This window comes from Limnothrix sp. HT2024 (assembly GCF_059138625.1).
On record NZ_CM181121.1, the window covers coordinates 2,467,109 to 2,480,725 of the forward strand.

At 50.7% G+C, this 13,617-nt stretch carries 8 protein-coding genes; 3 read left to right on the forward strand and 5 right to left on the reverse strand.

Annotated features, from left to right (window positions below):
- Positions 1-201 precede the first annotated feature (201 nt).
- The 5 genes from AC2IAX_RS09830 to AC2IAX_RS09850 form a co-directional block, all read right to left on the reverse strand.
- A complete protein-coding gene (locus AC2IAX_RS09830; protein ID WP_494387354.1) occupies positions 202-1,164 on the reverse strand; it encodes an AMIN domain-containing protein in 963 nt (320 codons plus the stop codon).
- A 182-nt stretch (positions 1,165-1,346) separates the two neighbouring features.
- Positions 1,347-2,330 (reverse strand): AraC family transcriptional regulator, encoded by a 984-nt coding sequence (locus AC2IAX_RS09835; RefSeq protein WP_494387355.1) that lies wholly within the window; start codon positions 2,328-2,330, stop codon positions 1,347-1,349.
- Positions 2,331-2,816: 486 nt separating this feature from the next.
- Positions 2,817-4,004, reverse strand: a complete 1,188-nt coding sequence (locus AC2IAX_RS09840; RefSeq protein WP_494387356.1) for an MFS transporter — start codon at positions 4,002-4,004, stop codon at positions 2,817-2,819.
- Positions 4,005-4,022: 18 nt separating this feature from the next.
- Entirely contained in the window at positions 4,023-6,650 is a 2,628-nt protein-coding gene (locus AC2IAX_RS09845; protein ID WP_494387357.1) for a TonB-dependent receptor domain-containing protein, read from the reverse strand.
- Between the two features lie 960 nt (positions 6,651-7,610).
- On the reverse strand, positions 7,611-9,314 hold the full coding sequence (locus AC2IAX_RS09850) for a glycosyltransferase family 61 protein (protein WP_494387358.1): 1,704 nt from the start codon (positions 9,312-9,314) through the stop codon (positions 7,611-7,613).
- A gap of 143 nt (positions 9,315-9,457) precedes the next feature.
- On the opposite strand from AC2IAX_RS09850, the gene AC2IAX_RS09855 reads away from it, so the two are divergent.
- From AC2IAX_RS09855 to AC2IAX_RS09865, 3 genes are all read left to right on the forward strand, one after another.
- Positions 9,458-9,709 carry a hypothetical protein gene (locus AC2IAX_RS09855; protein ID WP_494387359.1) on the forward strand — a complete coding sequence of 84 codons (252 nt, stop codon included), beginning with the start codon at positions 9,458-9,460 and terminating at the stop codon, positions 9,707-9,709.
- 429 nt (positions 9,710-10,138) lie between these two features.
- A complete protein-coding gene (locus tag AC2IAX_RS09860) occupies positions 10,139-11,353 on the forward strand; it encodes an ABC transporter substrate-binding protein (protein WP_494387360.1) in 1,215 nt (404 codons plus the stop codon).
- A gap of 97 nt (positions 11,354-11,450) precedes the next feature.
- Positions 11,451-13,514, forward strand: a complete 2,064-nt coding sequence (locus AC2IAX_RS09865; RefSeq protein WP_494387361.1) for a sensor histidine kinase — start codon at positions 11,451-11,453, stop codon at positions 13,512-13,514.
- The last annotated feature ends 103 nt before the right edge of the window (positions 13,515-13,617 follow it).

Consider the following 13,617-nt stretch of genomic DNA (forward strand, 5'->3'; position numbering starts at 1 on the left):
ATGATTAATTTCAAGCAAAATTTTGACTAATGAATGGTGACTCTCCTGAGAGGATATCTGAAAAGCCAAAATTGCTACTTTGTACGCTCCAGTGATCGACGCAGACAAGGGGCTTAGGGGGTGTCATCATTTTTCAAGGTGAGGCTGATACGGTTGATTTTCCGTGCCCCAATCGTTGTAACAAGGGGCTTAAGCCCCTTGTTACAACGATCCGCTAACGGCAGATCTAGGGTTGCAGGCGAAACGACGACAGGCCCTCAGCCCCTTGCTCCCACGACAATTGATGCCTGATCCGTACTGAAAGATACTGCTCAGATATCCTCTGAGGTTCAAATCAGCATTTCGCTGCGATCGATATTTGAAAGATTTGAAAGCGCAATTTGAGAGGGCAATGAGGGACGTGATGTTGGTGTTGTCGCGCCGGCCCGTGAATCCCCGGATCGTGAAACCCTCAAAGGGTGAGTAGGAGGGGTTATCGGGCGTGACCCCAGCCACCGTGCGCAGGGCCTCGTTGACGCTTTGTACCTGGCGATCGCGCAGTGGCTCTTCCGGAACCACCTGCACCGAAAAAGGCAAATCGAGGCTGTCGGTGTTGGTGCGGCTGCCCACAGAAGCGCTGGGCACGTTATATCCCGGTGCGCGATCGCCCGTCACCACCAGTTCTTCGGCCGGTTCGATCGCCTCGGGATTCAGCGTATAGGCCAACCCATCGGCCACCAACGCCACCTCCCTGCGCGGCAACCCTGCCGCCCCCGTCACCACCACCTGCACCAAGCCCAGCTCTCGTTGCACCAGCCGAATTTCCGCAATATCTGCTGTGGGGTTGGCCGCCTGGAACGTTGCCCCATTGGGCAAAGCTAGCACTACATTGGGCAAGTCCGCCAGCAGTTGGTTGCCCTCAGCCCGAAACCGGGTGGCATCAATGGCCAGGGGTTGCCCCTGGGCCGTTGTCAACACAATGTCCAGCCCCCTTTCCGTTGGCTCCAAGGTCACCCCCGTGATGCGCACCGGATCCGATGCAGCCTGGGCCAGCCAATCGCTCACGGAGGTGCTGGGTTGCGAAAATTCCGCTAAGTTCAGGATCGCTCCCGATTCCGACGGTTCCACAGCCAGCACTAGCCCCATGCAAGTGCGCAAAACTCCCAAAGCCAGTTTTAAAGTCATCAAATTGCACCAATCCCCTCGCACCAGCCATCGTGACGGTGAGTCACAAGCATTAAAAATAGTTGAGAACTACTTTCAACTAATTGGCGAGATGATCTTACGGTGTCACTCCCCCAAAATGGGGGACTAAAGTTTGCTCAAACGGAATTTTTCTTTGGAGAAACGGAATTTTTAGGAGCGCACTAGCCCTCGCGATCGCCCGTGGCCTGGCCCTGGCGCTGGAGCGATCGCGGGCTGACTCCAAACTTTTTGCGAAAGGCCGTGCTGAACGCGCAAAGGTTTTTGTAGCCCACGCGCCGGGCTATCTCCGTGACCGACCATTGGCGATCGAGCAACCAGCGACGGGCTTGCTCCATCCGGTAGTCGTATAAATAACCAAAGACCGTCGTGCCAAAAACCTGTTTGAACTGCCGCTTCAGGGTGCAGTCATTTAGCCCCACCTGATGCGCCAACTCCTTCAGGGACGGTGGTTTACGAAATCGCCGCAGCAAAATATCCCGAGCTTGGTAGATTCGATCGCGATCGCCGTCCTTGAGGGTGGGTGGTGCGGGCGGCTGACTGGGCAAATCGGCCGCTGGTGTGGCCCTGGTCTGGACTTGTTCCAGCCAGAGAGCCAAGAGTTCTACGGCTTTGCTCTCGAGATACAGTTGCCGCATGGCCCCCTCAAAGCCACAGCCGAGCATCTGTTGCAGCACCAATTCCATGGCCGTGGTGAGCCGATCGCCCTGGGCATTGGATCGCAGCCAAGTTTCATCGCTCGCCAACAGAGTCCACAGGTCAAGCAGCCCCAGATTGAACTGTTGCGAGCGATCGGGGGCCCAATACAGATCAATACGCAAAGTTCGCACCGCAGCCCATGGATTTTGGGCGCGATCGACCGCATCCCTTGAGTCGTAGTCGGTGGCTAACCCAACGAATAATGGCCGTCCCTGGGTTGGGCGATCGTCGATCGGGCAACTGGCCGCCAACGTCATAACCCATTCCCCCGCATGAACGCCCGCCGATCGCGATCGAGAGCGCCTCCGATCCGTTAGCTGACGACGGCAATGGAACGCCAGGGCAATTCCAGGATCTGGCTCAAGGTTCCATTCATGACTAGGGCTACCCGGTTCACGTTGGTCACGCGGATTTCGCACATTCAACGCAACGGCTGAGGAAGCATCCATGATCGGGGGATCGGGAGCGCTGGCCGACTGACCACCCAAGGACTCTCGATCACGATCAGACTGATCAGACAGTTTAAATACCATTCTTAGTTAGAGACTTAACGGAGTTTTATTAGAAAAGAAGTGCATCATTCTGATTGCACCGTGATTGTAAATGATAATTAGTTGCAAAAATAATGATTCGAGGCGATCCCAACGCGATCGAGCGATCGCGTTGGGATCAGTCCGGGGTCTGCACAGCGGCCAGGATGCCTGAGAAGTCACTTGGAGCACTTGCAGAGGTGCTAGTAGCCTCAGGGGCAAGGGGCTTGAGCATCTTGTCTTTGTCGATCAATGCAACGTCTTCGTCGATCAACGCAGCCCACAAGGTAGCCGTTTTGGCTGTTCAGAAATCCTCTAAACGACAGAAAGACGGACACCCGATCGATTCCCACTGCGATCCCGTGCCTGTCTTTTTGAAATGGCGATGTAGAAGCTCTGTCAGATTTAGTAACTGTTCTTATATGCTTTAGCAACCCATGGAATACTCGATAAACTCACAACCACACTGATGATCAGCGTGAGTGCATATCCGATCGCCTCAGCCACGATTCCACTGAAAATTGTGCTGGCAACCACACCCACAAACACGACAGAAACTTGAGTTGTATAGTCAGTACCGGCGGTCGCAGGATTGCTGCGATCCATGATGCCAGTCAAGAGGGCCGTGTAGGCCATACTCTGAGCAGCACTAACAAGAATGCAGACCATGTAGAGGACAGACGGACTGGCAACACCAGCAGCAGGCAAGATATACAACAGCGTCGCAACATTGGCAATAACACCAAAGGTAATCAGCGATCGCTTGCTGCCCCATGATGCGATCAGCAATCCTGCCACCAATGCAGCAATGATTCTAGAAACATAGCTGGCGATACCCAGTAACCAACCAATTTCAGATAAAGATAAGCCACGATCAACCAACAGGGGACGAATTAGAGTGCTCGAAACATTTTCGCTAATCATATACAGCAGCACTGCCAGCAGCCATATCCATAAATTGGGACGAGAAAAAAAGCGAATAAATGGCTGAAAGTAGGACTTGAATACAGCAGATTGGGCGGCTGGATCATGGCGCTCTTGATAAAACAAAGTAGGGATCAAGCACAGCAGCAAAGCGATCACCATGGTCAGCAGCGTAGTCTGAAACCCAGCTTTATCCAGTAAAGTCAAGGCTACGCCTCCGCCAATAATCGCTCCCAAAAAATTACCACTCGCTTGAATCGCATTGCCAATTCCACGCTCGCGAGGCAGCAATAGGTTAACGGCTAAAGCATCCGTAGCAATATCTTGGCTGGCAGAAAATAAGAAAGCTAAAAACATGCAGACTAGCAATCCGATCAGATTGGTCTGCACATCCAAAAAAGCGCTCACCAGCAGCGTGGCGATCGATAAGCTTTGACAGCCAATAATCCAACCACGATAACGTCCTAACCCCAGGAAACGATACCGATCGACTAGGGGAGACCAAAGAAACTTCAAGGCAGACGGAATGATCAGAAAACCCAAAAAGCCGATCTCGCCCAGCGACCTATTCTGTTGTCGCATCAACACCGGAACAGTCTGGATAAAAAACGTGGTTGGAAGATACTGGGAGATATAAAGACTGGCGAGCAGAATCAGTTTCTTTTTCATCTCAGCTCACCGGTCTCCCTAGAAACTTGCTCGAAATTGCAGCCCATAAGTGACGGGTTCACCAAAGCCTGCTGTTACATTGGGCGGTGGAAATTGGAACCCAGAGGTAATGTAGCGCGTGTCAAACAAGTTGTTAGCAAAGACGTAAATGCCATAATTGCGCCATTCATAGCCCAGACGCAAATTGACGATCGCGAATGGGTCTTGCGTCACTTGATTTGCATCATCAAAATACGTTGTGCCATAGCCACGCAATTCAGCCCGGGCAAAAATGCCACCGGGGCTACGATACTGCAACGCTAAGTTGTAGGTCAGATCAGGGGCAAAGGGAACGCGATTGTCGCTGAAGTCGCTGCCGGTGAGGGGATTTCTGTACTGCGTGAATCGGCTATTGACGTAGCCTACCCCAGCAGTAACATCCAATCCTTTTGCCAATTTTGCACCTAGTTCAAACTCCAACCCAGTTGCTTCCACGTCCGCGCTGGCAATGTTTCTGAAGAAACCCAAATCATCAACTAGCAACACCTGATAGCCGTCAACATCATTGTGAAATACCGAGAGGTTAGCGGTCAGGCGATCGTCAAACCAGGAAGATTTCACTCCAACTTCATACGTCCAGGTCTTTTCCTCGTCATAGCTGCGGATATCTTCCGTATCAGCGCGATAGTTGAACCCACTCGGTCGATAACCTTTGGCGATCGTGGCGTAAGCCATCACGTTTGGGCTAAAGCGATATTGCATCCCGAACCGGGGAATCAGTTCACTGCTGCTGTCTTCGGTTTGAATTTCTGGACTTAAGACGGTTACGCTGTCTGCTGCTTCAAAGATACGACGGCGATCGAGGTCGTAATCCGATGTCTCATACCGCAGCCCAGCAAAAAGAGTGAGCGCATCAATTGGCTTGTAGTCAACCTGCCCGAAAATCGCATAGGTGCTGCGATCCTGTTCAGCAATCACTCGATTTTGTCCAGCAGAATCTAAACCAAACTGGCTAGCGCCAAGGGCTGTGTATTCAAAGGCATCGTTGTCAACATCGAATGCACGGGACTCGTAATATCCACCGATTAGCCACTTAAATCGGTCAGCATTTTCAGGAGACTGAATTCGGATTTCCTGCGTCCATACGGTCGAGTTGAAATCAATTACTGAACGAAGCAAATCAAGCGGCGGAGCAAAACTATCCCCCGACAAAACTTCTTGGTTGCTGAAGCGTCGTGTGGTAATTGAAGTCACCCGAAAGTCAGGGCCGTTGTAGCCGACTCTCAAGGCTTGAGTGTTGCTGTTGAGTCGAACGAACCCATCAACCGCTTTTAAGGTTTCAAAGGGATCGTCAGCATCCTGCCTGGTAAAGACAGGATCACCGTTGTCAGCGTCATTAACATAAGTGTTAAATGAAACACTCCATTCCTGCGAAGGAGTCCACAACAATTGTGCTCGTCCCAGGAATTGCTCGCGATCGCCCACCATGCGATCGAGGGTTTCATTCTCAAATACCCCATCCCTGGCTTGATAGGTTCCTGCTAATCGAAATGCCAATCGATCGGGAATCAGAGCATTGCTATACGATAGCTGCACTTCTCGAGAGTTATAGCTACCATAGCCCCCTGCAATGCGCAGCTCTGACTCATTGGTTGGCCGGCGAGAAATGACATTAACCACCCCAGCCGGGCTACTTCTTCCATACAGCGTACTTTGGGGGCCTCGCAGCACCTCAACTCGCTCCAAGTCCAGTAATCCCAAGTCTAGGAAAGCACCGAAGTCAAAAGGAACATCGTCAATGTAATAACCAACGCTGTCCTGGCTAACTAAAAAGTTAAAGTTATTCAGACCACGAATGCTGTAGTAACTAAAGTCAGAGCCTCCAGCATTGGTCGGGAAAAAGCTGAAGTTGGGCGTGTTGTTGGCAATTTCTTGAAACGAATCAATCTGGGCATCCTCTAAAGTCTGCTGAGGAATAACCGTCAGACTAATGGGAACATCTTGGGCTGATTCAGTCCGTTTCTGTGCTGTGACAACCAGTTCCACTTCTTCTTCTGCTAGTTCAATTCCTTCCTCTGAGGATTGCTGCGTCAGACTCAGAGTTAACCCTTGCTGGCTGGCAACTACATTGCCTACTGGTGCGCCGGTGCTTCCAGTGATGATGACTCGCACGCTGTTTGGTGTGGCATTATTTACATCGATTGAGCTAATGCCTTCAGCAGGATTTTCTTGACGAAATGGATTGCCTTCTGGCAACTGCAACTGAGCATTGGGAATATCAACAATGAGGCTGTCTCCTTCCGTGGCAGTAGAACCGCTCAGCGCCGCATTGCCTACTGTTTCTAGGATGACATCAATGCTGCTAGCTGTTGAATTGAGTCGTACACCCGTTATTTGAATGGGTGACGAGGAATCGGCAACGGGATTGGAAGATTGAGACAGCCAGTCTTCGACGGTAGTAGCGGGGCGCTGCGCCTCAAGAGTGCTGACACGAATGATTTCGTTGAGCGGGGAGTTTAAGGTGCTAGGAGATTGGAATTCGGAAGTGTCAGATGGTTCTAGTTTGGCTGAACTCTCTAGTACCAAATCAGCCTTTGCGGGAAAGGCAACTAAAACCGATATTGCAGAACCCAGATGCACCCAATTAAGCAATTTTTTTTGAAGCATTTAAATTTTTCGCACCACTGATTACGAGTCGGATTTAATACGCATTTTGAACATATTGGCATCAAAGATAAATTAGTTAACTGTTTGTGTCAAGCAAACAGTCATTGAGCTTTGATAGCTTTTGCAGTTTCCTGATTTGGCGCTACTCAAGATTCTTGACTGATAAGGGTTTTAGTACAAAATTTGTGGCGCTGACAATCGAAATTAGTATGCCTTATATGAATTTCGTGAGTAGACACTACGGGCAGTCTAAAACCAATAATGGTTTCCGGTCAGAATTTTTAGTATTTGTAGCATTGACAACAAAATTGATATAAATCCTTCTTTTTACTTGGGAGAAGGACTTGCCGACCAGAAACGAGATCGCTGTAACCCAACTGTTTTGGCTTCTCTGCGGCCATCGTGCTGGCTGACTGACAAACGTTTTGGAATTGTTGGGATACAGCAATTTTAAAACCCTTACAAAATTAGGATACTAAGAGGATGTTTAAAAGGTATTATTTGGCACGGGCAAGCACCAATAGTCGTGGGGGCAAGGGGCTTGAGCATCTTGTCTAAGTCGATCACTGGGGCGTACAGAGTAGCAATTTCGGCTTTTCAGACATCCTCTAAGAGTTTTATTAATCAATCAGTCCCATCTTGGGAAAGAAAGCTTGGGAGGATGAGGGCTACTAGTTGATTCGTGTAAGTAGTCTATTTCTTCCTATTTTTTCACCTGGTTATTGAGTTTAGAACCGGCCTCAACGGGTGTTCCTCAGTCAGCCCAAAAATCGAGTTTTGGGCGGTAGATGCCCCTGACCAATGACTGAATTCTTGCGATCCCCAACGTTTAGCCCAACGCCAGAAAACACTCATTAACCCGAATGAATGTTAATGGGGAGTATCAATTGTCCTTGATGTCAGCAGGGATGTAAGCAGGGCGATCGAGCAGTTCTGGATTTGCGTTGGGTTAGCCCTGGGTTAACTCTGGGTCAGCAAATGGTTGACGGCCGTTTGGAAGCGATCGAACGGAATCCAAATCCCATCCGCCCCGGGATCCGAGAAGCGATAGTTCAAAATCGCCTCCGGATCGGGATAGCGATCCAGGGGTTCACCCACCAGGTGATAGTGCGCGAGGCCAATCAGGTCGGCAATTTCCCAAAAGTAGCTGGGCACATAGCGCGGCGAAAACAGTTCCAGGACGATCGTGCCCGGTTGGCAAAAAACCAGATTGGTGAGGCCGGCTCCATGGGGCGCAATCACCACCTTGGCTTGGGCCAAAAGGGAAACCTGTTGGGCAAAGGACAGACTTTCCAGCAGCACGATTTTGAACCCATGCTGACGCACCAGCCAATCACTGAGTTGGCGATCGTCCACGACGCGGCGATATTTGGCCCAGTCACGACTGATATAGAGCCGATCGTGCGGGGCCATGGACTGAATAATGGCGGGTCGCAAGAATAGTTGCCGCAGGGTGTCGCAAATCCAGGGCGTGGCGCGATCGACCCGCGAGGGCACCACCAGCCGATCGGCCACAATATGGCGATCGTCTGGATTGCTAATAATCAGCTTTTGGGGCGAAATGCCCAACAGTTCGAGGGTTTCCACTTGGTAGCGATATTCCTGCTCATTCACCGCCACATAGTCAAACTGATCCAACGTCCAGCCCGCATCGGCCAGCAGCCGCAACCGCGACAGGAGATTTAGCAACCAGTGACAAAACATTGACCCCCCCGCCACCGACAACAGGGCGACGGTTCCCGCAACCCGACGCGGCGGCGGCAATTGCTCCGACAGGGCCACCAACTCCGCGCTGCCGAGGGAGAGTTCCTGAACCAATGCGCCCGTTTCGGTAAAAATGGCGCTGGTGTAATGATCCGTCCAGGCCCGGCCCTGGGGCAGGGTGACCACAAAGGTGGGATCGACTTCGTATTCAGTGGCGCAAAGGTCGGGATGGGGCGGCTCTCCGAGGGGCGATCGGGAAGCCCTGAGCTGCACCCGATCGGCCGGGTCGATCGGGCAATAGTCCAAGGTGGCGGCGGGTAATTCCGGGGGAACCTGCTGGCGATCGGCCAACACCAGGGAACGCGGAACCCACTTGCGCCCACAGGACAGGGCATCCTCAAAACGGCCCGCCCGTTGGAGCAACCGAAACAAGTGATCGTAGGGTCGGCGGTAGGTGGGGTTGCGATACAAGGCCTGGAGATAGGCCGCCAAGGCCCGATCGACCCGCTCCGGTTCCAAGGCCGGGTCGGGACAGTCTCGCCACCAATCGCCTAGGGCCGTCCAAGTGGTCGGTGCGTCTGGATTGAGGGCGATCGCCTCCTCCAGGGCCATGCGGGCCCCCAACCAACAGTCCTGATCGCGCAGCCACAGGGCCAGTTGGTGATGGGCGTGGGCTTGCTGCTCGATCGCGCAGGTCGGCAGCAGATGATATTCCCGGTAGGCCAAGTCCGCATCGTCCCAACCGGCACAAAGAGCCTGATGCAAAAACGCCCACAGGGCCGGCACTCGTCGCCCCAACATTGCCAGCGCTGCCCCCAACTGGCCATAACACACCGCTGCTTCTGGCCCGATCGGTTGCTGGCGCAGGGTCGATCGCAACTCAGCCACCCTAGCCAGGGCCGCTGGCTGCGGATCAAGGTCAGCCGAAGACCAGGAAACTGGAAGTTGGGAAGGCGACAAGCTCAAAATCAGACCCGATACTGTTTTGCGAGTAAGCGCTCAAGAATACTAACAAACATACAAGTCGCGCTGGTCTTTCAACCAAGGCGCATCGACCAATACCCGCCGGGAGATCTCGCGAGCACCATTTTGGATCCCGATTCATGGAGCACCCATCCACTTTTTGGGGCTTGATGATTCGAGAGCCGCCGATCCTGACGATTTCACCTGTCCATCAAAAATCTCAGAAAACTTTTATCAGCCTGAAAAATTCCCTGATCTCAGCCCTATATATTGCAAATTTACGATATTTCAGCCCATCTTCCAGTTCACAAGTCAGTATGGATACCAGGATTGATATCACACCTGATATCGCGCCTGATATTGCGCCTGATATCCAACCTGTTATTCATTGACGTTTTAATTATTTCCTGAACACCTATTCAGATATCAGCCCTGAACCTCAAGAATGAACATCAACACCCGTCATTAGCATTTTGCGCCTGCCGCGATGATCAGCATTTCTTGACCCATTTTTGGGAAGTAACCGGGAAGTAACTGGGAAGCATTGAGATCTTGCCTCGAATAATAGGGTTTGGAAAGTGATAATGGTTACTAGGCTAGACAACTTGGTCCAAGGGTCAGTTTTCAGAATGAAGTTGATGAGATTTTTAACCCTATTTCTCAGCCACCTCTCTGAGCCTTATTGCTCAACCCCATTGCTCAGCCTTATTGCTCAACCCCATTGCTCAACCATAGTTCTCAGCAAGACTTCTGAGCCATTGGCCCCGATGGCTTGATTCAATCACCGCGTCTTTGCTTTTCCTTCAAATTCGTCCATTTGCATGGCTATTCCTGATTCTTGGACTCAACCATTAACCCGCCGTCAGTGGCTCCACTTAACTGGTTTATTTGCAACCTCCACAGGATTGGCCAGTGCTTTGGGTGGATGTCAAACTGGATGGCTCGATCGGGCCTTGGGCACCCAAGAACCCCGCCTCAAAATTGGTTACTTACCCATCACCGACGCTTCACCCCTATTAGCAGCCCAGGAAAAAGGCTTTTATGCCCATGAGGATTTAGACGTTGCCCCCATCCAACGCTATCGATCGTGGGATGCGATCGCCCAAGCGTTTATGAAGCGGGAGGTCAACCTGATTCATATCCTGATGCCTACGGCCATTTGGATGCGTTATGGCCTGAAATTTCCCGCCAAAGTGATGGCTTGGAACCACACGAACGGTTCTGCAATCACGGTTTTGCCGGAAATCAATCAGGTTCAAGATTTAGCCGGACGATCGCTCGCCGTTCCCTCTTGGTATTCCTTGCACAATGTCATTTTGCAAATTCTGTTGCGAGATCACGGATTGCAGCCGGTTCATGGGACGGAACCTCGCAAATTGGGCGATCGGGAAGTGGCGTTGCAAGTGTTGCCGCCACCGGACATGGTCGCAGCTCTCAAGGCTCGAAAAATAGCGGGTTATATCGTGGCGGAACCCCATAATGCAGCGGCAGAATTGACACACATAGGCAAATTATTACGTCTAACAGGAGATGTTTGGAAAGATCATGCTTGCTGTGTGGTGTTGATGCATGAAGCGGACGTTAGGCAACATTCCCAATGGACTCAACGAGTGGTGAATGCGATTATTCAAGCACAACAATGGTCTCAAATTAATCGATCTGAATTAGCCTATTTGCTCTCTCGGGATGGGGGAAATTATATGCCCTATCCAGTGTCCATTTTGGATCGTGTTCTGACCTATTCTGATTCAGAGTTTTACCGAATTCAAGGGGTAATTAAACATCCGGAATGGCGATCACAACGCATCGCATTCCAGCCCTATCCTTTTCCATCCTATACAACAGCCTTGGTGCGATCGCTTCAATCGACGCTGATCACAGGCGAAATTGAATTTCTGCGCAACCTCGATCCCCAAGCCATTGCACAGGATTTGGTAGATGAGCGCTTTGTCCGACAAGCGATCGAGCAGGTGGGTGGGCCCCAATCCTTTGGCTTGTCCCTTGACCTTAACCGACAAGAACTCATTCAGGTCTAAGACTTCTTAGTTCAAGACCGTTATCCTTGAGCCTTGACCATTGCTCACCAAATTCAGACCGGGTTCAAGGGATTTTTCTCTTTTTCATCACATCACCATGAAAGCAACCTTTTTCCGCCGTTTCTTTGCTCGTGAATATTCCCTGGCAATGTTAATGCGGGTGGGATTGGTGACCTTGGTGATCGGTAATGTGGTTTTAATTGGGGGTGCTCTCATTAGTTTGAGCTACCAGTCTTATATTGATCGCACTTTGCAGCTTCAACAAATTCGATCCCAATCGATCGTCAGTCGCATTGAGACCTATTTGGACGATATGCAACTCCATTTGAGCTATTTAACCAAGGTGCGCGGATTCAGCGAGCTACATCCTTGGGAACATCGCAATATGCTCGAAGGATTGGTGCGCGATAACCACAGTTATGAGTCTGTTGCCCTGTTCGATCGCCAGGGCAAGCTATTAACTACCATTGCCCCCTACGTGCGTGATGAAGCGGCGGCCATTGCCCTCACTCGTCCCTATTATTCCGTGGTGCAACGGGTGTTTCAATATCAATCTCGACAGATTACCCAAGTGGAACTGAATCCTAGGACACAAGTTCCCGCAATCACCATCGCCATTCCTGTGCATAACCAGCAAGATCAATTGGATGGGGTACTAGTGGCTCAAGTTAATTTAGAGTTTCTTGATTTTATTGTTGCTCATAATCGAGTCGGTCAAACAGGCTATACCTACATTCTGGATCGACGAGGGATATTAATTGCCAAAACTCGATCGCCCAACGAAACCTATCAGCGTTTTCAGTTGCAAAAAGCACCTGCCAATGTCACTCAATACGCCACGGAAAAACGAACCAATTCCAACCGAGTTCGCTCCTATCAAGGTCTAGCAAATGTGCCAGTGCTCGGGGTCACGGATTATATGTCTAGTATCCAATGGTATGTGGTGGTGGAGCTGCCTTTGCAGGAAGTTTATGCCCCCGTCAGACAGTGGGGCTTAGTGTTGTTGGGGGCCCTATTGATTTCAATTATGATCTCGACCGCGATCGGGATGTTGGTCACGCGATCGCTCATTCAGCCCTTGACCTTATTAACGGCGGCCGCCAAAAAAATCCGAGAAGGCAACTATCAAACCAAGGTTCAAGTTTCACAACAAAATGAGTTGGGAGCCTTAGCCGCCACGTTCAATAGCATGACAGCCGAAATTCAAACGGTCGTGGTTGACCTGGGCCAGAAAAATGATGATTTGGAAGCGACTCTGCTGGAACTCAAGCAAGCCCAAAGCCAGTTAGTTCAGAGTGAAAAAATGTCAGGTTTAGGGCAATTAGTAGCAGGAATCGCCCATGAAATTAATAATCCTGTGAATTTTATCTACGGTAATTTAGTTCACGCCAAGCTCTATATGAATCAACTGTTGACTGTGATGGCAGCTTACCGCGATCGGGATGATCAGCCTTTACAAGTGGAATCCGAAAGCGGCCCTATTGATGATGAGGAGTTGGATTTTATCATCGAAGACTTTTCCCAACTGCTGAGTTCCATGGAAGTAGGAGCATCACGCATTCGTGAAATCGTGACTTCCCTCAGAAATTTTGCACGGCTGGATGAAGCAGACTATAAACAGGTCAATCTCCATGAAGGAATTGATAACACCTTGGTGATTTTGGGCAGTCGCTTGAAGTCGGGTAAGGGGCGATCGGAGATTGTGGTGAAAAAGCACTATGGCGATCTACCTTTGGTCACCTGCTATCCGGGGCAATTAAACCAAGCGATCATGAATTTGCTCTCGAACGCGATCGATGCATTAGAGGAATTAATTCTGAATCCTCAGGAGAAGCGGATCCCCACCATCGAAATTTTTACGGCAACCACGCCCGATCGATGGGTCAAAATCCAAATTCAAGACAATGCCTTAGGCATTCCCGATGGCTTGCTTCAGCGCATTTTTGACCCCTTTTTCACCACCAAAGATGTGGGTAAAGGAACCGGTTTGGGCCTATCCATCAGCTACAAAATTGTGCAGGAAAAGCATGGTGGTCGCCTCAGTTGCCAATCGCAGCTGGGCCAGAGCACCACTTTCACGATCGAAATTCCGATCGATGGGCAACTGCCTCTCGATGCCAAACAGCCATTGGCGGTTGCCGCCGCGATCGAACCCCGTTAGGACTGCTAGGACTAACTGCTAGGACTATGCGATTTTAAAAGCACCCAATTCTCAACACCCAATTCTCAACACCCAATTCTCAACACCCAATTCTCAACACCCA